The 20690-nt window shown below is 59.4% G+C and carries 15 protein-coding genes and 1 tRNA gene; 7 read left to right on the forward strand and 9 right to left on the reverse strand.

All coding sequences use genetic code 11. From position 1 onward, the window contains the following. Window positions 1-1719: 1719 nt before the first annotated feature. The 3 genes from FVQ81_08005 to FVQ81_08015 form a co-directional block, all read right to left on the reverse strand. Window positions 1720-4002 (reverse strand): hypothetical protein, encoded by a 2283-nt coding sequence (locus FVQ81_08005; protein MBW7996493.1) that lies wholly within the window; start codon window positions 4000-4002, stop codon window positions 1720-1722. A 124-nt stretch (window positions 4003-4126) separates the two neighbouring features. Next, a complete protein-coding gene (locus FVQ81_08010; GenBank protein MBW7996494.1) occupies window positions 4127-5881 on the reverse strand; it encodes an amidohydrolase in 1755 nt (584 codons plus the stop codon). A gap of 117 nt (window positions 5882-5998) precedes the next feature. Continuing rightward, window positions 5999-7345: a Gfo/Idh/MocA family oxidoreductase gene (locus tag FVQ81_08015; protein MBW7996495.1), complete on the reverse strand. Its 1347-nt coding sequence runs from the start codon at window positions 7343-7345 to the stop codon at window positions 5999-6001. A gap of 307 nt (window positions 7346-7652) precedes the next feature. On the opposite strand from FVQ81_08015, the gene FVQ81_08020 reads away from it, so the two are divergent. The 6 genes from FVQ81_08020 (at window position 7653) to FVQ81_08045 (ending at window position 12862) form a co-directional block, all read left to right on the forward strand. Further along, the gene (locus FVQ81_08020) at window positions 7653-9704 is read left to right on the forward strand and encodes a hypothetical protein (protein ID MBW7996496.1); all 2052 of its coding nucleotides are present in this window, start codon (window positions 7653-7655) and stop codon (window positions 9702-9704) included. Between the two features lie 20 nt (window positions 9705-9724). After that, window positions 9725-10522, forward strand: coding sequence for an SDR family NAD(P)-dependent oxidoreductase (locus FVQ81_08025; GenBank protein MBW7996497.1), 798 nt, complete (start codon window positions 9725-9727; stop codon window positions 10520-10522). 95 nt (window positions 10523-10617) lie between these two features. Continuing rightward, on the forward strand, window positions 10618-11367 hold the full coding sequence (gene surE / locus FVQ81_08030) for a 5'/3'-nucleotidase SurE (GenBank protein ID MBW7996498.1): 750 nt from the start codon (window positions 10618-10620) through the stop codon (window positions 11365-11367). 46 nt (window positions 11368-11413) lie between these two features. Continuing rightward, window positions 11414-12082: a protein-L-isoaspartate(D-aspartate) O-methyltransferase gene (locus FVQ81_08035; GenBank protein ID MBW7996499.1), complete on the forward strand. Its 669-nt coding sequence runs from the start codon at window positions 11414-11416 to the stop codon at window positions 12080-12082. Next, entirely contained in the window at window positions 12054-12695 is a 642-nt protein-coding gene (locus FVQ81_08040) for a DedA family protein (GenBank protein ID MBW7996500.1), read from the forward strand. Before FVQ81_08035 ends, FVQ81_08040 begins: the two co-directional genes overlap by 29 nt. Window positions 12696-12784: 89 nt before the next feature. Further along, window positions 12785-12862 (forward strand) — tRNA-Pro (locus FVQ81_08045). Between the two features lie 78 nt (window positions 12863-12940). On the opposite strand, the gene FVQ81_08050 is transcribed toward FVQ81_08045, so the two are convergent. The 3 genes from FVQ81_08050 to FVQ81_08060 all read right to left on the reverse strand — a co-directional run bounded on the left by FVQ81_08050 (window position 12941) and on the right by FVQ81_08060 (window position 14208). Continuing rightward, window positions 12941-13180: a site-specific integrase gene (locus tag FVQ81_08050; protein ID MBW7996501.1), complete on the reverse strand. Its 240-nt coding sequence runs from the start codon at window positions 13178-13180 to the stop codon at window positions 12941-12943. 145 nt (window positions 13181-13325) lie between these two features. Beyond that, window positions 13326-13673: a type II toxin-antitoxin system PemK/MazF family toxin gene (locus FVQ81_08055; protein ID MBW7996502.1), complete on the reverse strand. Its 348-nt coding sequence runs from the start codon at window positions 13671-13673 to the stop codon at window positions 13326-13328. A gap of 253 nt (window positions 13674-13926) precedes the next feature. Next, complete coding sequence (locus FVQ81_08060) at window positions 13927-14208, reverse strand: hypothetical protein (protein ID MBW7996503.1); 282 nt, start codon at window positions 14206-14208, stop codon at window positions 13927-13929. Between the two features lie 563 nt (window positions 14209-14771). Here FVQ81_08060 and FVQ81_08065 point away from each other — a divergent pair. Further along, entirely contained in the window at window positions 14772-17168 is a 2397-nt protein-coding gene (locus FVQ81_08065; protein MBW7996504.1) for a hypothetical protein, read from the forward strand. A 93-nt stretch (window positions 17169-17261) separates the two neighbouring features. On the opposite strand, the gene FVQ81_08070 is transcribed toward FVQ81_08065, so the two are convergent. The 3 genes from FVQ81_08070 to FVQ81_08080 all read right to left on the reverse strand — a co-directional run bounded on the left by FVQ81_08070 (window position 17262) and on the right by FVQ81_08080 (window position 20371). Beyond that, window positions 17262-17852 carry a LamG domain-containing protein gene (locus FVQ81_08070; protein ID MBW7996505.1) on the reverse strand — a complete coding sequence of 197 codons (591 nt, stop codon included), beginning with the start codon at window positions 17850-17852 and terminating at the stop codon, window positions 17262-17264. Between the two features lie 131 nt (window positions 17853-17983). Beyond that, window positions 17984-18328 (reverse strand): hypothetical protein, encoded by a 345-nt coding sequence (locus FVQ81_08075; GenBank protein ID MBW7996506.1) that lies wholly within the window; start codon window positions 18326-18328, stop codon window positions 17984-17986. A gap of 162 nt (window positions 18329-18490) precedes the next feature. Continuing rightward, window positions 18491-20371 carry a Na/Pi cotransporter family protein gene (locus FVQ81_08080; protein MBW7996507.1) on the reverse strand — a complete coding sequence of 627 codons (1881 nt, stop codon included), beginning with the start codon at window positions 20369-20371 and terminating at the stop codon, window positions 18491-18493. Between the last annotated feature and the right edge of the window lie 319 nt (window positions 20372-20690).

The raw sequence follows: 20690 nt of genomic DNA on the forward strand, positions 1-20690 counted from the left end.
TGACACCTGGCTGCTCGATCTGGCCACCGGCAGCTGGAGACAATCGACTGCGCCGGCTGCTCCGCCCGCGCGCGCGGGGCATTTTACGCTCTACGATCCGGGCAGCGCCATGGTGATTATCGGCGGGGGATACAACCGCGAAAACCTCAGCGACATGTGGGGCTACGACCCGCTGGCCGACGAGTGGAAAGCCCTGGCCGGCGAGGTGCCCACCGGCTGGTACCTAGCCGCCGATATCGACCCGGAACGCAGGCTGATCGTGCTGACGACCGGCACGGAGCATCCCGACGAGGACCTGGGCTGCAACGAGATTTACCCCGTGCGCACCACGTTCGTTTACAAAATCGCCGACAAGGGCCTGGTGGACGAAACCCGTCAGGGGAACGCGGGTGACGGCAGCGGGATACTCAAGCGCCCGCTGGAGATCGCCCTGGCCGGCACGGAACCCGACAAGGACCGTCGCGCCGAGCAGATGGAGCGGATCCGCAGCATGCCGGTCAACCAGTGGGTGCTGTTCGACAACCCGGGCCGGGTGGCTCCGATCCGTACCTGGGGCTCGGCCGCGTTCGACACGGACAAGGGGCGCATAGTCTACTGGGGGGGCGGCCACTGCGGCTACGGCGGCAACGACTACGATTTCTACGACGTGGAACAGAACACCTGGATCAGCAGTCCACAGGTTTCGGAGTACCCCGAGCGGGCCTGGGACGAGGGGATCAGTCCGGCGGGAGTTACGTTCGGAGGTGCGCCCTGGATACGCCACGGACGGAAGGTGTACGCCTACGACCCGGTGAGCGGACTGGTGATAAACACCAAGGGGGTCGTGCTGACCGCGGGCTACAATCCGCAGCCGCTGCAGGCGGTCGAGCCGGTAAAGCCCGATTACGGCAGCGGCGAGAATTTCACCAGGTCGAGTTACACGAAGTGGACCACCTGGAGTTTCGACCCTGAGACCGAGGCGTGGGCAATGGTCTGCGGCGCCACGCCGGGTCTGGACCTGACTGTCAGCACGCCGCGCGGCGTAATGGCGGTGGACCACCGCTGGGGGGCTGTCAACACCCGTGACCGCCCGGACATGACAGTCTTCGAGGGCGATACGGTGGTGGACAACTCGGCCTACCTGCTGGACGTGGCCGGGCGCAAGTGGGACAAGCTCACCAGGGACGGCCCCTGGCCGCAGAACCTCTACGAGATGACCGCGCTGGTACACGACTCCCGCCGCAACTCTCTGCTGCTCCACGGCGGCGGCTTGCAGCGTACCGAACTCTGGTCATTCGATCTGAATAGCGGATACTGGAAAAATCTCGAACCGGGCGGAGTGACCGCTCCTGTCTGCCGCCGCGAGGCGGTGTACCTGCCGGACGACGACGTGATGCTGACCTGGTCGTACCCGCCGGGTGGCGGGGAGCCGTCGCTGTATGCCTACAACCCCGGTCGCAACGAGTGGCAGCGGGTGGAGATGGCTCCGCCGCCGGGGAGGCGGCCTAACTCGGTGGCGATCCAGAACCGCTCGGTGGTCTACGACCCGGGCCACGACCTGATCCTGATGGTGCTGGGCGAGCGCGAGGGCGACCTGGTGCGCGCGGTGGTCTACGCCATGCGTTACGATCACAAGAGGGCCAGGCTGGTATCCGACTGAACATCAGACAATGATTTGGGAATAAAAAAAGCCGGACCTGTTCAAGGCCCGGCTTTTTGAAGCTGCGGTTATCGCGGAAGCTATTTTTCCGCGGTCCAGTCGGTCCGCCATGTCGAGTTGTAGTTTCCCCCATCGCGCAGCTGCGGCAGGTCGGGACCCGGCTGATCGTTGCGGTGGGCCTCCATCGCCCGCAGGCGCACTTCCAGGTCCTTGACCGGCGTACTGTGGAGGAACGGCGTCTCCTGGCCGGCGCTGCGGAAGAACACCGTTTTGCTCTCCTGCAGGTGCCGGAGCCAGTCTCTGGTGTTGTCAATCTCGGCGTCGATAGCCTGCGCCAGCTTGTTGCGTTTGTCGGTTTGCGCGGAGGGTTCGAGCAGCCAGCGGTTGATCGAGGCCTGGGCCGAGAGCGAGTTGCGGTAGGTGCGCATCAGCAGCAGCAGGCCGTAAAAGCGGTCGCGCTGGTCGTGGAGGATCTCGATTTCCCGGTTCTGCTTCAGCGCTTCGTCCAGAATATCGACAGTCTCCTCCAGCAGCGGCAGCATCCGGCCGTCGAAGACCCGCACAGCCCACTCGACTTTCTTTTCATCGAAAATCCGCACGTTACCCTCGAAAAACAGGTTCTGCCTGCCGATATCCGATTCGAGCGTAAAAACCTTGCGGGTCCACGCCTTGTTTTCAGCCGCTTTCAATCTGGTTATATCCGGCACCAGCGGCCGGGTGAGCCACCGTCCCTGGGTCGTGCCGGAGCCTTTCATGTACCAGAACAGCACGGGCCAGCGCTCCTGGGCGGTCTCGCCGGTCTTCCACGCCTCCACCAGACTGGCGGCGGCGGCTTTTTTGCCGCCGCACCAGCGTGCGGCGGTTTGCTGGAGGAAATTTACCAGCTTGAGCGCGCCGTTGTCCTCGATCAGCCGGCTGAACAGCTCGTCGTTGAGGCTCCACGGGCACTGGGGCGGTGAAAGCACTCCGCCGCGGGCGAACACCTTGTTCATGTTCAGTTCTTTGAGCACGGCGAATTTATCGACCACTGCGCGGGGCGAGGGAATCCCGATAACCGGCTCATAGTCCCACCAGTTGGAGAGAAAAATCTCGCCGTAGGGGTACTTGCCCATCGAGAGGTCGTAGGCCACGAACTCCCGTGTGAGACCGGCCGTGCGGTCCGCCTGGTAACCACCGTAGGTTTTCAGCTTACGGCCGCCAACTTCAATGGTCGATTCGACGCCCAGCGGGTGGGTCACGTTGACCCCGTCGGGCAGCTTGCGGGTGATCTCCTCTCGCTCGCGGTCGGTGTACTCCCAGCCGATCTCCATCAGCACCTCGAACCGCGGGTTGATCCTGCGCCCCGTTTCGGCCAGCGTACCAGCCCAGCCGGCGACCACGTCCTGCATCAGTTTCGACTTGGCGAGATAGGAGCCGTTGGGACCGGGATAAAGATGGCGCGCGAACGGGAAGCCGCTGCCGGAATCATTCGTATAGAACACGAAATAGCGCAACGGCACCTTTTTCATCAGCTTTTTCAACATCTCGGCGTAGTGCTCCAGTACGTCCGGATGGGCCACGTCGAGCGTGTACCTGGGTTCCAGGCTGCGTCCCGGATGGTCGGTGCGGGCGCCGCGCAGGTGGGGGTACTTGTCGAATATCTTCTCGTTGACACAGCGCGGCTCGTAGCAGACAAACCCGGCCTCAAGCCCGTAGGATTTGGCGATAGCGGCGGCCTCGAGCAGGTCAGCCAGGTTCCGCTGGAGTTCTTTTTTCGGGTAGAGTCCACTGGTGAGCCTGCTCTCAACGAACTGGTCCAGGGCGGGAGCGTAGCTGACGTACCAGGGGTAGCTGTCGCCGGGGAACTTGCGGTTACGCACGAACCAGCCCTCGGGGTCGGCGTAGCGGTTGAGTTCCACGGCGGTGAAGCCGCGCAGCGCAAGACTGCGGATATGCTGCCTGCGGTTGAACCCCCGGCTGTTGCGGTACCACTGGTTGAGGCTGTTGTCCCACATCGTGAACCGCTCGGCGAACCGGAAGGTAGTCAGTTTGCCGGTAACCTCTTTCGGGTTCTCGATCCAGTTCAGGGCGGCGCGGCAGATATTGCGCGGGCCGGAACCGGAGATAACGAGGCCGCCGCTCGCGCCTCCGGCCGCAAGCTCCCACTCGCGGCCGTCGAGTTCCGCACCTTTCAGCAGCGCGGATGCTGGTTTGTGGCCGGCCGCCCTGTCGCCGTCAACCAGCAGGATGACATCCCTGCCCAGCTTGCCGTCAACGCTTTTCACCCTGATTATCCCGGCCCCGGTGGCGGCGGCCAGTTCTTTCGCCGCGGTACGCAGCGGGAGCGCGGCGTCTTTTTCGACCAGTATCTTTTTATAGGCCACGGTACTCTCCTGATCTCATTAACTGACTGTGTTATTAACACATAACCTAATAGATCGGGAGGCAAAAAGAAAGGGAAACCGCCGGTTGGCGGCATCCCCCTGTTGGTCGATCTGTGCGGCGAAGTCACTGCCGGTAAACAACCCGGCCGCCCAGGACCGTTCTGGCGACAGTGATATCCCGGATCTCGTCCACCGGGCAGCTCAGGTAGTCGCGGTCGATCACGATCATGTCCGCTAGCTTGCCCGGCTCGATCGAGCCCTTGCTTGTCTCCTCGAAACTGGCGTAGGCGTTGTTGATCGTATAGCAGCGCAGAGCATCTTCGCGCGAAATGGCCTCTTCGGGCACGATCACCGTACCGCGTTCGGTGCGGCGGGTGACCATGCTGTAGATGGCAAGCCACGGGCTGTAGGGGTTGATGGATTCTTCGGCATCGAGGATCACCATGTGGTCGCTGCCGGCGCTGACGGTCACTCCGGCTTCGATCATCGAACGGTACGGGTGGAAAGTCTTGATCCGCTCGGGTCCGAGAATGTGCAGCATGGCGTCGCCGTCTTTGAAAAACCAGGCAGGCTGCATGTCCGCAATCACGCCCAGCCGGGCGGCTTTCTCCATGGCCGGGGCCGTATAGAAATTCCCGTGGATTATCGAGCAGCGCAAAGGCGGGATGGGCACCTCCCGGTTCACTCTGTCGTAGCCTTCCAGCATCAGGTCCACCGAAGCTCCTCCGGTTGCGTGGGCGGTCACTTTCCAACCGGCTTCGGCGGCTGCCCGGGCGAAGTCGGTGAACTGGCCGACGTCCATCCGCGGAATGCCCCGGTATTCAGGGTCCACCACCCCGAAAATTTCGCCGGCCTTCGGGCCCCAGGGCTGACGCAGCCAGGCGGTGCCGGTGAGGATACCGCCGTCTATCATGTGCTTGAGCGCCCCGATGCGCCACCACGGGCCGCCGTGGCCGGTGACCACGCCCATCCGGGCGATATCTTTTCTCAGTTCTTCGAGCGTAAGGCTTTTGGAGCGAATGGAGTTGCCCACGTTGAGGAAGGCGCGGACGGTGAGCAAGTTGTGCTGCTCCATGTAGCTGTAGAGCAGGGTGTCGGCCAGAGGGATCGCCCCGTTGGTGAAACTGGTGAAGCCGGCCCGGTTATAGAGGGCGAACATCTGTTTCAGCGCCTCGACCCGCTGGGAAAGCGAATACTCGGGGGCCTGGGGCCTTTTGAGCAGGTGCAGGGCGGTGTAACGCAGTTTACCGCTGAGCCTGCCGGTTTCAGGGTCGCGAAGAAGTCCGGGGTGGTCCGTGGCGTTGGTGATCCCGCTGGCGACCATCGCAGCGCTGTTGATCGAGGCGCCGTAGGAGCCGTTGAGAAACACGGGGTTATCCGGGGCCACCGAATCCAGTTCGGCCAGGCTGGGCGGGCGAAGTTCGGCCAGGCGGGTGGCGAACAGCTTGTCGTGGATAATCCACTCGCCGCTCTGGCGCAGGCCGACCATCTTGGTAACCCAGTCCAGGCACTGCCGAACAGTGCGCGGGTTGTCGAGCGGCATCTCCTGCTCGCTCAGGCTGGCCCGCTCAGGGTGGGCGTGGGCCTCGATCAGCCCGGGCAGCACCATCCGGCCATCCAGGTCCACTTCTTCGGTTTCTGCTCCGGCCAGCGCCAGGATTTCCCTGTCGCCGCCCACGGCCATGAACGTGTCGGCGTGAATCGCCACCGCCTGGGCGACGCTGAACGCGCTGTCGACAGTGACAACATTGGCATTGTAGTAAATCGTGTCCGGGGCGGGGCCACCGGGGCCGCAGGCGGCGAGGGCTAGCAGAATTAACGGCAAGGTCGCCAGCTTACGGAGACCGAAAAATCGATAATTCGTTTTAAACACTCGCATGATCTGGCCTTGTTGAGTGTAAACGTTCCGGGCTGGCAAAATGAACCGTAAATAATAACGGGTCCGGCCCCATAAGGCCAGACCCGTTTCGCGGCAGGGAAAAACAGTCGCCGCCCTTTACAGCTTGACCACCTCGTCGATCCGCACCCGGCGGCCGGTGTCGATACTGGTATAGCCGGCGATCCCGATCGCCGAGCTGAGAATCCCGGCGCGCATCCCGGCCCGCTGGTTGAGCGGATCGGGCAACGAGGGATCGAAAATCATGGCCTTGATCCGCTGGTCGGCCCCGCCGTGCTCGAAAAATTCCCCGCGCTGCGGATCGACAGTAATCACCTTGCTGCCCTTGAAATTGTGGGTCAGCCTGATCTCGCTCTCGTAAGGCACGTCCCAGGGCTGTCGGTCGTAATTGCGGAGATCGAGCCGGCCTTTCGAGCCGTTGAACACGATATACTGGCCCTCGTAGGGCACCGTGGCGTTGAGACTGTAGTTGACCAGCACGTTGTTGTCGTACTTGATCTGGACGCTGTAGGTGTCGGGGATATTGATCGCCCGGCGGTACAGGCAGCCGTCGCGATAATAACCGTCCTGGTCCTCGCAATCCACATACAGTTCCATGTAATCCTGATTGGTGGTTATATCCCAGTAGAGATCGCATTCTTTCTTGAACGGGCAGGCCCGGCAGTTGGAGTGGCGAAGCGGGCCTTTGCTGCCGTACTTGTTCAGCCGGCCGTAGGCGATAACTTCCACCGGATCGGCGTCGATCCACCAGTTGAGTTCATCGAAATGGTGGCTGGCCTTGTGGCAGAGCAGCGTGCCGCTGGCCTGCTTGAGCCCGTGCCAGCGCCTGAAATAACTGGCCCCGTGCTCGAGGTCCAGAAATTCCTCGTAACTGACCGAATACAACTCGCCGATTTCGCCGTCCAGCAGCAGTTCCTTGACTTTCATGGAACTGGCGCCGTGGCGGGCGTTGAAGGTGACATCCAGCTTGCGGCCGGTGCGTTTCTGGGTGTCCACAATCTGCTGGGCCTGGTAGTCGTGGGTGCAGAGCGGCTTTTCGGAGATCGGGTCCACCCCAAGCTCCATCGCCCGGCAGACATACTGGTAATGGGTGGAGTCCACCGTGGTCACGATCACGCGCTCGGGCCTGGTGGTGTTTATCATCTCGTCGAAATCGGTGAACGTGGGGATCTTGCCGCCCATCCAGCGGTTGGCCACCTGGACCCGGTCGGGGTTGATATCGCACAGACCGACAATCTCTACCTTGTCGCCCTCGTCACGCAGCAGGTTTTTGCCCCAGGTCGTGCTGCCCCTGATCCCCGTGCCGACAAGAGCCACTCTGGTCCTGGCCTGCGCAGCCGAGGCGCCGAACGGGTTTGAGAGAGCCGCCGCGCCCAAGGCGGCTGCGGCCGCGGAAGTGTTGCGGATGAACTGGCGACGGTTAATCGCCCCGGGGTTATCCTGCATCGGAGGGCCTCCTGAGGAACGTGAAAGGTAATGTCTGCGGTTTGTTTTCTTGTGTCAGGTCCGGTGATTATTGGACCGGGCAGGCCAATGCAGGGCTGCGAAAGTTTTCCGGTATCGTTAAATCTTTTGCAAGCCGGCTGAAAATATCTGCTGGCGGAGCACTAATGTCAAGGAGGTTAACGGATTGGAGATGCCGAAAGTTTCCCCGTGCCAAACCCAAGCGGATACTTGCTAATTGGCGGCTCAGGATTATCTTGCATACAGGCAAGATGCGCTGCTGTGAAAAAATTACAACCGGGAGGAGAAGATGGGCAGAACGATGATCCTGCTGGTAATTTCCGCGATGGTTACACAGTCGCCGATCCTGCGGGCGGAAAGTCGCTGGGAGCGACTCGCGGCCGAACATCGGGCTCAGGCCCGGGAGATTATCCGCTTCAGCCACGAGCCGATTCAGTTCAATATCCGCAAGGGGAAGCTCAGCGAGGACTGGCTCTCCACCTACGAGAAGCAGCATACCCGGAAGCAGATAGCGCTCAAGGCGAAGCTGGGCGGCCGTTACGAGCGGCTGCACTTCTACAAGGGCTACGGGCTCGAATTCGAAATGCCGGAGATCCGCAAAAGCGTGAGCACCGCGGCGCTGATGCACGAGTACGGGATGAAGGTCAGTCTGTACGTGGGCGGCAGCATGTTTATCGAAACTTTCTTCCGCGAGACGCCTGAAGCAGCCGGCTGGGCGGCGGTGGACCAGGACGGCGGCCCGATCTTCTACATCGTCAACGATCAGACTTTCCGTCAAATGCCCTGCCCCAACGAGCAGGGTTACCGCGACTATATCAAACGGGTGCTGGATGTGGGGCTGGACTCGGTGAAAACCGACCAGTTCTTTTTCGATAACTACTTCCAGCGCGCCGAGCCGAACTCCTGCCGCTGCGAACGGTGCATGGCCGGATTCCAGGAGTGGCTGAGGCAGAAATATCCCACGCCGGACTCCGCCTACAAGAGGTTCGGCTACCGGGACCTCGGGCTGATCCGGGTCAACGAATGGGACGATTTCAACCGGCCGGACCTGATCGATGACGTGATCTACGACCCGGTGGTCCAGGACTGGGTCCGCTTCCGCTGCGAAAGCCTGGCCGACCAGTGCCGCGAATTCTACGATCATATCAAGAGCCGCAACCCACAGGTCACCGCCGGTTTTAATCTCAAGGGCCTCTACAGCCTCAACCGTATCTGGTACAACGCGATCCATCACGGCCTGTTCGCGGGAAGCTGCGATTTCTTCTGTTTCGATATCGCCGGCGCCGACCCCGGCCTGGCCCCCGCTACCGGGGCGCTGATCAGCGAAATCCGCTCCTACAAGATCGCCCGGCGGCTGGACATGGCCTGTTCCAACGGTGATCCGGGGATCGAACTGGCCGAGCAGATGGCGTTCAACAACCAGAAGTATGTCGAGGGGTTCGGCTACCTGGGTGCGGCCTACAACCATTACGCCCAGCGGATTTTCAGCCCTCAGGCGGAGTTTTTCCGCCATTACAACGACCGTTACTACACCGATACGGACAATGTGACCGATGTTGCCGTGCTGCGCAGCTGGCCCTCGATGGCCTACAGCATCGGGGACGTCTGGACCGAAACCACCCTGGCCGAACAGGTGCTGATCCAGCATCGCGTGCCGTTCGATATCATATTCGACGAGCAGATGGACGAGCTCGACCGCTACCGTCTGCTCTTGCTGGCGGGCCAGCGGGCGCTCTCGGGGGAGAACGCAGCCCGGCTGGAACGGTTCGTTCGCGGCGGCGGCACGCTGGTGTTCACCGCTCAGACCGCGGACTTCAACGAGTGGTGGTGGCGCAAAGCGGCTAATCCGCTGCTGGGGCTGATGGGCTTGGACAGCCATCCCACCGTGCAGACCCGCCGCAGGCTCGGCGAGGGCGTGATAGTCTATCTCCCGGAGATTGTCCCGGCCGGCGAGATTACTCCCAACGGCCGCTGGCAGCTGCCCGCCGACCAGTGGCTGCTGCCGGCCAACCACTGGGAGCTTTTTCACGCGGTCGCCTCGAATCTCCCCGGCGGCCTGAGCCTTGAGGCCGAGGCCCCGCTGACTACCTGCGCGGAGATCTTGAAGCGTGAGCGGACCCGCGAGACGATTGTTCATTTCGTCAACTACGATCCGGCAACTAATCTCGCCCCGTTCCGCGCACGGGTGAAACCGCAGTTCGGCCGGAGAGTGAAAAAAGTGGAGTACCTGTCGCCGGCCCTTAGTGAGCCGTTAGAGTTGAAATACGAGCTTGTCGACGGGATGCTGGAGTTTACGCTGCCCGAAACCGGGATGTATGCGATGGTTGTAATCAGCCAGTAAATGACGAGGAGGAGTGGACGATGGGATACGGACTGAAAAAATACGGGGCCTGGGCGCTGGTGACCGGAGCCTCGGCCGGGTTCGGCTGGCATTTCGCCAGCTATATCGCCGCCGAGGGTGTTAACGTGGCGGTTGTGGCCCGCCGCCGGGACCGTCTGGTTGATCTGTCGGCGGGGCTGGAGAAGGACCACGGAGTCGAGACGCTGGTGATCGAGCAGGACCTCTCGCGCCCGGAAAGCACGGCAAACGTGTATGCGGCCTTCGGCGATCGGGAGCTGGGACTGCTGGTGCTCAATGCGGGATTCGGCTACCATGGCGAGTTTGTTAAGCAGAGCGAGGAGCAGATCGCCACGATGATCAGTCTGAACTGCACCTCCTACACAACCCTGTTCCGCCGCTTCGTACCGCAGATGGTTGAGCGGGGCAGGGGCGCGATGATTCTGGTTTCCAGCGTGCTTGGCTATTTCCCCGGCCCGTGGAACGCCACCTACACGGCCACCAAGGCGTTCGACCTGGCCCTGGGCGAAAGTATCCGCGAGGAGTTGAACGGGACGGGCGTAGACCTGCTCAACCTCTGCCCCGGGATGACCGACACGGATTTCCATGCAGTGGCCAACGAGGAGGGACGCAGGCGCAAGCTGGCCCCGGAGCGAAAGATGGATTCGCCGGAGGAGATAGTCGAGCTGGCGCTCAGGAACCTGGGGCGCAAGGGAACTGTCTACCCGATGCAGGGACTGCCGGCGGCGCTGGTATCCCGTCTGCTTCCGCGGGGCTGGGCGGCCAGGATCGCCGGGAAAGTGATGGAGATGGACGACTGAGGGCGATCCGTGCCACGGGTAGTTGACTTGCTGTCAGGGCGGGTCTATATTCCGCTCTGTTTATCCAGCTCCGCACTAGGTTCTGAAAGGTTAAAGTGGCCGAAAAACTGTTTCTGCTGACCAATGACGACGGCCACCGGGCTGCCGGACTTCACGCCCTGGCCGAGATCCTTCGCGATTTCGGGCGGGTGGTGATTGTGGCGCCCGAGACGGAGCAGAGCGCGTGCAGCCACGCGATCACCCTGCACCGTCCTCTGCGCATGAACGAGTTTGCGCCCGACAGTTACATGGTGGACGGGACTACCAGCGACTGCGTCCTGCTGGCCAGCCAGCAGCTTCTGGCCGGACGCAAACCGGAGATGGTGTTCAGCGGGATCAACCACGGCCCGAACCTGGGCGACGACGTCACCTACAGCGGAACAGTGGCCGGTGCGTTCGAGGGCCGGTTGTTAGGCGTACGCTCGATTGCGATCAGCAGCGGGGACGTGGAGCGGATCGGAGATACCGCCTGCCGGCGGCTGCTGGCCGGGATTATCGAGCAGACGCTCGGTCAGAAATGGGAGGACGACGTCCTGCTGAACATCAACCTGCCGCCAAGCACCGTCGAGCTGGCCGGAGTGAAACTGACCAGGCTGGGCCGCCGGCACTACGCCGAGAGCGTTATCGAGAAAACCGACCCCCGGGGCCAGCGCTATTACTGGATCGGCGGAGTCAATCCCGAATGGTTCGGCGAGGAGGACTCGGACTTCCGCGCCGTGGACAAGGGCTTCATCAGTGTCACCCCCCTGCACCTCGACCTGACTCATTACCCGAGCCTGAGCAAGTTCGGCGGGCTGGAAACCTGAGGAGGCGGGGCGTGGAAACCCGGAACAGATTCAAGTGGAGGCACACCTGGACCAGGCCTACCGCAACCAGAGCGAGAAACTGGTGGAGTCGCTCGCGGCCGGCGGTATCGAGGACAGTCGCGTGCTCGATGCATTCGCCGCAGTGTCTCGTCACCTGTTTGTCCCCGAGGCGCTGAAAGGGAACGCCTACTCCAACACCAGCCTGCCGATCGGCGAGGGGCAGATGATCAGCCAGCCGCTCACTGTTGCCCGGATGCTGCAACTGCTCCGGCTCGAGGGCGGCGAGCGGGTGCTGGAAGTCGGCACGGGCAGCGGTTTCCAGGCAGCGCTGCTGGCCAGGCTGTGCGAACAGGTTTTCACAGTGGAGCGGATCGAGAACCTGGGCCGTCGGGCGCGCCGGGTACTGGACAGCCTGGGGATCTACAATGTGAACGTGCGGATCGGCGACGGGACGATGGGCTGGAGCCGTTACCAGCCGTACGACGCTATCGTTGTCGCCGCGGCGGGTCCCGCGCCTCCGCCGGTGCTGCTGGCTCAGCTCGCGCCCGGCGGACGGCTGGTGATGCCCGAGGGCGACAGTAACGTGGCGACGATGGTGCTGGTGGAAAAGAGCGGGGACGGCTACCGGAAAATCAGCGGTGAGGATTGCCGGTTTGTCCCCCTGATCGGAAAGGAAGCCTGGAGCGATGAGTCATCGGCAGCAAACGGCGGCTGACGGACAGCCGGCCCGCAAAGGCCCGGTCCGCCGCCTGTACGACTGGGTCCTGCACTGGGCCGACACCCCCTACGGTTCTCCGGCGCTGTTTATCAACTCGTTCGCCGAAAGCTCGTTTTTCCCGATCCCGCCGGACCCGCTGCTGATCGCCCTGTGTATCGGCCGTCCCTCGCGCGCGTTCCGTTTCGCGCTGTGGTGCAGCGTGGCCAGTGTGCTGGGAGGCGTGGCCGGCTATCTGATCGGCTGGGGAATCTGGGAGGCGGTCGGCCAGTATTTCTTCCGCTGGGTGCCCAGTTTCACCCCCGGAACGTTCGAGTATATCCGCGTCCTGTACGATAAGTGGGATTTCTGGGTTGTATTCACCGCCGGGTTTACGCCGATACCCTACAAGCTGATCACGATCGGCGCAGGGGTGTTCGCTGTCAATTTCCCTGTCTTCGTGGCGGCCAGCGTACTAAGCCGTTCGGCGCGCTTTTTCCTGGTCGCCTGGCTGATCCGGCGCTACGGCCTGTCGATCACCGCCTTTATCGACCGCTATTTCAACCTGGCGACAATCATTTTTGTTCTCCTGCTGGCAGGCGGGTTCATGCTGTTCAAGTACGTGCTCCACTGAACACGTGCGCCTGCGGGGGAATAAGGTTCAGGGGTCTTGCCAAAACCGCTCTAGAATTGTATTTTAACGGTCCGTTGCGATCAACCAGGCGGGGCGTAGCGCAGCCCGGTTAGCGCGCATGCTTCGGGAGCATGAGGTCGCCGGTTCGAATCCGGCCGCCCCGACCAGTAATGACAAGGACTTGCTCACATGCACGGTACAAAAAGCATGTGGGCATTTCCTTTTTTGTGCCTATTTGTACCAACTCAAGCTCCCCGGCGGATCGCCGGTATCAAGTCTAAAAGCCCGCCGTGCGCCCGTAAGTCCTGGGTCGCGTAGCGGTCAGTCGTGTCCCTGTCCTCATGATCGAGCAGCACCCGGATAACGTCAAGGGGAACTCCTTTTTGATTCAACCAGGAGGCTGTGACGTGCCGCAGATCGTGAAACCTAAACTTTGATCCGTCCACGTCCAGGCCCGTGACCTGCCCTTCGCAAACGAGTCCTATTCTAAGCCGCCATTACCCGAAACTGCCTCCCGCTGCTGCTCTGGCGTTTCGAGGCGGGGAGGGCCAAGGAAAGGCAGTAAGAGAATACTTGGCAGAAACAAAAAAGCCACCCGGAGGCGGCTAGTAAGTCAGAATTAAATGAATTTTAAAGGCCCAGGATTGCTTTTAAAGCCTGATTCACTTGTGTCATTATCGGGCAATTTCCCTTTGCTTTATGGATTTCCCTGTCGTCAAGAGTTACAATTTTATCTGTCATGATAACTGAGTCACGTGACAATTCCATTTTTCGTCCTGCGGGTGATTTTTTGTTCACGCGCACTCTTGAAGGTCCAGTTCTATATAAATTAGTAGTGATCTGGACAACTACCCACTGATTGAATCCAGTACTGACAGTTTCATCTTGAACAATTAAAGCCGGTCGAAGAACTACTTGTGATAGGTCAGAATAGGGGAAATTAACTAGAACTACATCCCCTCGTCTATAGGCTGTCATACTCTTCCATCCCAGGGACTAGCCAGTCTTCTTCAAGTGCGGCTAGTTTTTTCCGCGTTTCGAGAGTTTGCTGCCTACTCCAGCCGAGGTCACTGGGGCGCCTTCTCCCTGAATTATTAAAACTGAAGGTGCCTAAATCTCGATAATCATAAGCGACAATTACTCTAACCCGCGGGCCGAAAAATCTTACATGTCGAGTAACGAATGTCTCACTGCTTGCTGTCGATGTTCTTTCAAGAACCTGAGGCATGACTTATTCCTCTTTGCTGATTATTCCGAGATCAACTATTTTCTTAATATTTTCCTCGGTCATCCGGGCAAATCTAAGATAATGTGGTATTGTCAAATAAACTCTTGTCAAAGGAGCTGCTTCTTTTAAAGGATTGTCATAATTTCTCCTGCAGAAAGTGAGAATCACTTCTTCGCCAGTTATCCTACTCTCTACATAATCGGCAGAAACCGTCTGAAGATCAGGGTTTTTTACCACCTTAGGTAAAAGATTCCCAGACTGTTCTTTTTTCTTTTTATCGGTCACATTGGCCCCTTTCCAAGTATCATACACCTACCAGAGACGTATGTTATTATTTTAAAATAGTCCAGTCAATACGATTTTGCAATCCGCATGCCGAAAATTTCCTTTCAATGTATTTTAAATCGATTTTCTTTCGATGTCTAGCCTTATGGCTGGCTGTCTTGCTACCTTCCCGTGCCAAATTGTACTATAAATTTCTCTCGAATCACAGAATACATGCCATTGGCATGTATTCTAACGGCTTTTTAAGTGTGCCTATTTGTGCCATAAACCGCCTGAAAACACCCTAAATTACGGCAATTTGGCGTGGTGGGAGATAAGCTGGTATTGCGGGATAGGCGCGTCATTAAAGGGTTTGGCAAATCGAGTCTTTTTCATGCTCTGTACTTCGGGAGCATGAGGTCGCCGGTTCGAATCCGGCCGCCCCGACCAGTATCGGCCCCGGTATCCTGTGATACCGGGCCTTTTTTATGCCGGCTAGCGGACTCTTTCCTTGTTGAGATGGAGAAACAGCGTTAACCTTGGTGCAGAGTGAATAAACCCGCCAATCAGCTACGGGGGATAAAATGCGGCTACGATTCATGCTGGCACTCGCTTTGTTTACCGGACTGGCCTGCGCCAAAGCCGAACTGCGGCTGGAGCACGGCTGGAACCTGCTGAACCCCGAGGTGTCGCCGGATGGCGGCACGGTTGCGTTCGAGCTGTACAACGGGATCTGGACCGTCCCGATCGGGGGCGGCGGAGAAGCAGTTCAGTTGACCGCCGGCAAGCAGGCCGACAGCGGGCCGAGGTGGGTACCCGGGATGGAACGCACTATCAGCTACAGCTCCCTCCGCGAGGGCGCGAGGGGACTCTATTATCACAACCTCGACACCGGCGCCGAGCAGCCGGTGCCCCACATGCAGCGGGATTTCGGGAGCTACGACTGGCTGCCCGACGGAAAATCGCTGGTGCTTGCCGCCGGCAGGCAGCTCCTGCATCTCGACCTGGGCTCCGGGAAGACGGCGGTCGTGGTGGATTCTGCCGTTGGCCGGGTCTCCTCGGTGGACTGTTCTCCTGACGGGCGGCGAATAGTGTACACGACCAATCGCCGCGTGGGATACCAGGAAAGCCTGGACGAGATGCACTGTGTCAGCTTGGATGGAGAGCGCTCGGTTAACCTTACCGGTCATGGGGTGGAGCATTACTCGCCTGTCTGGTCACCGGAAGGGGACAAGGTGGCTTTTGTAAATTACGATGCGGGCACGGAAGATATCTACCTCATCCAGTTCGACCCGGAAACCTGGGAGTTCGGCGAGCCGCAGCGGCTGACAGACGACCCGGCCGAGGAATCCGGCCCGGTCTGGATCAGCGAAAACGAGCTGCTGATCAACTGTAACAGGCCCGGCCGCGCCGCGCTGTACCGGGCCGACGCCGCCAGCGGCCGGTTGACCGAGATTCCGGTTACTTCGCTGGATTTTTCCGGCCCGACCGGCTATCTGTCACTCACGGTGACCGACAGGGCGAGCGGAGAAACCGTAGCTGCCAGGGTCCATCTGGCAACAGCCGATGGCCGGGCGTATTACCCGGCCCACAGCTATCCGCGGCAGAATACAATGGGCGACAGGAGCGATTTTTTCCACACAACCGGCAGCTTCACCATGGAACTGCCGGTGGGAGAGATAGCGCTGGACGTTGTCCGCGGGTTCGAGTACGAGGCTGAATCCCGCAGCGTGATTATCCCCGCCGGCGGGACCGTGGAACTGGAAGTGGTGCTCGAGCGGTGGGTGGACATGGGCGGGCAGGGCTGGTACAGCGCGGACAACCATTTCCACGCCAACTACGGCGGCCCGTTCCTGATGAAACCCGAGGACGTGATGCTGATGCTGCGAGCCGAGGACCTGAATATCGGTAACATGGTGGCGGGCAACGCCTCGGCCGGGCGGATCTACGACCTGGAATATTTCAGCGGCGGGATGCACCCGCTCAGCTCGGACAGATACCTTCTGCGCTGGGGCGAGGAGTACCGCAGCACCGCCTACGGCCACATGGTGCTGATGAACCTCGAAGAGTTTATTTACCCGCAGATGACCGGTTTTACCCTCTCGGACTATCCGGAGGACTACCCCCCGAACCTGGACGCGATCACGGCGGCGCACAAGCAGGGCGGAACCGCGCACTACACCCACCCCCGCAGCCAGGAGCCCCCCAAGTGGGGTGATTACGACGCTTTCGAGTTGCCGGTCGACCTGGCCCTGGGGGGTCTGGATGCGATGGATATCGCCTGCCTCTGGTCTTCGGAATTACTGAGTTCCAAGCTCTACTACCGTTTGCTGAACTGCGGGTTCAAGATGGCGGTCTCGGCCGGAACCGATGTCTTCACCAGCCGGGTGAACCCGGCCCCGGGCGCGGACCGGGTCTATGCCCACGCCGGCAGTCCGCTGGATTACGCCGCCTGGATCGAGGCTTTCCGCGGCGGCCGTACTTTTGTCACCAACGGGCCGATGATGTGGTTTACGGTCAACGGTGAAGAGCCCGGAAGTTCGCTCGACCTCGAATCGAATGGAGCGACAGTCACCGTTGAGGTGACCGCCCGCTCCGTGGCCCCGATCGACTCGCTGGAGATTATCGTCAACGGAGAGGCGGTCCGCAAGGTGGAGGCCGTCGGCGATGGCAGGGAAGTGTCGCTGAGTGTCGAACTGCCGCTGACGGAAAGCTGCTGGATCGCCGCGCGAGCGCTCGGCCCCGGCCACCGCCTGGTGCTGGACACGCACCTGTTCGCCCACACCTCGCCTGTCTACGTCTACCTTGACTCCGAGCCGATCAGTTCGGCCGGGGACGCGGAATATTTCATCTGGTGGATCGACGAGGTGCTGAAGCGGGTGGATGCGCGGGACAGGTGGACCGCGGATGAGCACAAGTGGCGGATTCACGAGCTGTTCCGCCTGGCCCGTCAATACTATGAGCGGATGGCGGGCAACTAGCAAGCCAGGCAAAGGCGCAGCAGGACAAGAGGGTGGTCCGCCTGACCCGCCGAACCCCGGATAAATCGAGCCGGGGGCGGACGTGACAGCAGATTATTTCTTGTCCCAGATCTTGATATCGTCGAACAGGCCGGTATCATCGAACGAGCCGACACCGATTTTGCCGCTGCCGAACCGGTCATTCGTCGCACTCATCACCGGGGTGCTCATGTCGTCGAAATATACCTCGACCGTACCCTCCTCCACATCCCTGACCAGCCGCACGTGATGCCACTCGTCGTCCCAGTCCGTGCCATCGCTGCGGTTCGAGGCAATCGACAGCCTCGGCGCTCCATCGACGATAAAGACAGAATTCGCATGGGGGTCCGCGGTTTTACCCAGGTGGACGTAGTAGAAATGGGACGGGTCCTGATAGCCGAAAAACAGGCAGATGTCCCGGTGGTAATAGTCCTCGATTGTCGACCTGATTTTCAGCTCCATGACGAAGCTGCCGATTTCCAGGTCCTTCAGGAGGTTAATATTGAACGGGGAGCGGACATCAGGCTCGTACTTGCTTTCACCGAAGAGGGCCAGCACTTTTCCCCGCACCGGATCGTCTTCGATCCTCCAAGCCGCTGCATCGGTCGCCCGCCAGCGTTCCAGGCCGCCGTCCTCGAAATCGGCCGCGAACCTCAGTTTGCCCATAATCGAGGTATCTGCCGCCCGTAAGGGCGGACACGCAATTACAGTAAAGCTCAAGGCGAGTAAGAGCATCGATCTGGTCATTCCGAAACGCTCCACTGTTGACGGGTTGGCTGGCCGGGCTGCAAATTCCGCTATGGACAAGTACCATCGGATTCATTGATCGAATCCAGGAACCAGCCATACTGATTGCAGCCGAAAGTAACACGGACGTACCGGTTGGGCTTGTCCTTGTAAATGTGGCAGTTCCAGCGCACGACGATATTCAGTCCGCCGTGGGCGCTGTAGAGCCGGGAAAAATCGGAGTGGTTTTCAAACACCAGGCTGCTGGTTGAATCACTGTTGACAATTTCAAATCTTACCGGCGAGCCGACATTTCCCGGAGCGCCGTCGGCAACCAGCGCTCTTCTGGTTTTGTATTCCGCACATCCGCAAGCGACCAGGGCAAACAAAAACAAAAAAGCAGTCATCTTATTCATTTGCAAGCCTTTAAGATTAGGTATGACTTGTGGTTAAACTAATATAATTAAAAACCGCGCAATAAAAAAGCCGTCCGGCAAGGACGGCTCCCGGACCGGAAAAAGCCCCAATCTGGAGTAAGAAAATTCAATCAGGCTCACACAAGCCGGGTTAAGTGCACCTCAAACAGCCTCAGCCATGACTTTTTCCTCGGCTGGCCGCTCAGCCGTTCTGCCATCCAGGTAGCCCTCGAGCAAGGTGAAGGCAATCGCTTCCGAATAGGCGTACACGCGGCGCAGAAAATCGGCCAGGTCCAGATGGGCGTCCCGGCTGGCAACCGACTTACCGTTCCCCTCCTTGGAAAGCTCGAAACGCAGCGCTCTATAGTCCCTGAGCTGCTTGACTACCAGCGGTTTAGCGCGGACTATCTCCCTGGCCAACTTTGCGTTATCCTCGGAAAAAGCCCTGATTGCCTTGGACAGATTATCCCTGATCGTCTTATTATATTCCAGCAACTTATCATGTTCTTCCGCTGTAAAAACAACATCCTCCTCCACTTTACTGCGAAGCAGCATTGTAAAATCCTTCCTGACTATTTTACCGATGTGTTTCAGGTCGGAGTTGATATCCATATACTGGGAGGATAATTCGGATTGCTGTTGATTCAAATTGCGCCGGGACATTTCGATCAGATACTGCTCCAGCTCCTTGCCCAGATATTTTACTTCCGCCTCCCTGGCCAACATAAGTTCCGCTGTTTTCGGGTCGCTGCTCTTAAAACTCGGAATGACATCTTTGATTATTCCCTCGACCAACCCCGCCATGTCAATTATTTCATTGCGCGCCTGTTCGAGGGCCATCGACGGAACCGTCAGCAGATCCCTGTCGATAAATTTAGTCTTGAACTCCACAGCCAGACCAGTCGTGGCATCGACCACAATTTCCTTGTCCGGTAAAATCATTTTGACGAACCGGGCGAACAACGAACCGAACGGAAGAAAGATTAGCGTATTGGCGACATTGAAAATACTATGCGCGTTGGCGATCTGGCGCGGTGTCTCGGCCGCCAGCTTTTCCGTACCGGCAAGCCCCTCGGCTACGGGAGATACGATCATGACGAGGTCCGCCAGCCGGTCGATAAATCCCACCCACAGCAGCACGCCGAAAACATTGAACAAAATGTGGATAACACTGGCCCTCAAAGCGTTAAGCGGTTTTCCGATCGAAGCCAGCAGTGCCGTTACACAGGTGCCGATATTGGCTCCGAAAATGATGGCAATGCCGCCGGTCAAGGTGATCAGTCCCTGGCTCGCCATCGCGATCACCACTCCGGTTGTCGCGGCCGAGGACTGGACCAGTCCGGTGAATGCCGCCCCGACCAGTATGCCCAGCACGGGTATCTCCATGCGGGTCATCAAATTTATAAACGGGCTGTAAGTCCTCAGCGGCTTCATTGCATCGCTCATCAGGCTCATCCCGAAAAACACCAGGCCCAGGCCCATGATCATCGCCCCGTATTGCTTTACCTGATCCTTGCGGGAGATAAAGAGCATCGCAAAACCGCCTGCAACCATCAGCAGCGCCAGCTTGGTCACCTTGAAAGCGATAAGCTGGGCGGTAAACGTACTGCCGATATTTGCGCCGAAAATAATCCCCACGGCCTGCGATAAGGAGAGTACGCCCGCGCTGATAAAGCCCACTACCAGCACGGTGGTCACGGAGGATGACTGAATTACGGCGGTGACTATTGCGCCGGTGATGGCGCCGATAATGCGGTTGGAAGTCAGCCTTTTCAGAATATCCTTAAGATGGTCGGCGGCCATCGCCTTGAGCCCATCCGCCATCTGCTCCATGCCGAAAAGGAACAGGGCCAGCCCGCCAAGCAGCCCCATGATCATCGTCCACGGATCGAGAGCGCCCGCGGCCGAGGAGTCTCCGCCGCTGGCCAGTGCCGATCTCCCGACAGTTGACAGCATCACAAGCGCGAAAGTAATCACAACGATTTTACACATACGATGCCGTTCTCGGTTCAGGCTGGTGCGGATGAAGGATGCCATCTTCATATTCCTTCCGGAGCAGGTGGTTAGGTTCTCGACAAACTTTGCCGTACCTGCCTTTCTCCGCAGAGAGTCCGAAGCATGACCTTGGGTTGCAGGGACGAGCTGAATCAGCAGTCTGTGGCTATTCTTGTATCGCGGTATTAATCAATCCTATCACGAGCACTAATCTAACACAAAAAAATTTTATATTCCCCCGCGCAGGACAACAAGGGTAAAGGAGGTCTTTCACGCATGACAGGCGAATGACCGTCCGGCTTTCAAAACGTGAATGCAAATAAAGATTGAAAAAAGCCGGAGATTATGATAGAACTAAAAACGAACA

It is taken from the genome of Candidatus Glassbacteria bacterium, assembly GCA_019456185.1.
Lineage (GTDB): Bacteria > Gemmatimonadota > Glassbacteria > GWA2-58-10 > GWA2-58-10 > JAJRTS01.

What these genes read in the sequence shown, in the direction of transcription:
- FVQ81_08080 (MBW7996507.1), bottom strand. Translation starts at nt 20,371, where the DNA reads ATGAAGATGGCATCCTTCATCCGCACCAGCCTGAACCGAGAACGGCAT.
- FVQ81_08055 (MBW7996502.1), bottom strand. Translation starts at nt 13,673, where the DNA reads ATGACAGCCTATAGACGAGGGGATGTAGTTCTAGTTAATTTCCCCTAT.
- FVQ81_08025 (MBW7996497.1), top strand. Translation starts at nt 9,725, where the DNA reads ATGGGATACGGACTGAAAAAATACGGGGCCTGGGCGCTGGTGACCGGA.
- FVQ81_08020 (MBW7996496.1), top strand. Translation starts at nt 7,653, where the DNA reads ATGGGCAGAACGATGATCCTGCTGGTAATTTCCGCGATGGTTACACAG.
- FVQ81_08015 (MBW7996495.1), bottom strand. Translation starts at nt 7,345, where the DNA reads ATGCAGGATAACCCCGGGGCGATTAACCGTCGCCAGTTCATCCGCAAC.
- FVQ81_08075 (MBW7996506.1), bottom strand. Translation starts at nt 18,328, where the DNA reads ATGAATAAGATGACTGCTTTTTTGTTTTTGTTTGCCCTGGTCGCTTGC.
- FVQ81_08070 (MBW7996505.1), bottom strand. Translation starts at nt 17,852, where the DNA reads ATGGGCAAACTGAGGTTCGCGGCCGATTTCGAGGACGGCGGCCTGGAA.
- FVQ81_08040 (MBW7996500.1), top strand. Translation starts at nt 12,054, where the DNA reads ATGAGTCATCGGCAGCAAACGGCGGCTGACGGACAGCCGGCCCGCAAA.
- FVQ81_08065 (MBW7996504.1), top strand. Translation starts at nt 14,772, where the DNA reads ATGCGGCTACGATTCATGCTGGCACTCGCTTTGTTTACCGGACTGGCC.
- FVQ81_08010 (MBW7996494.1), bottom strand. Translation starts at nt 5,881, where the DNA reads ATGCGAGTGTTTAAAACGAATTATCGATTTTTCGGTCTCCGTAAGCTG.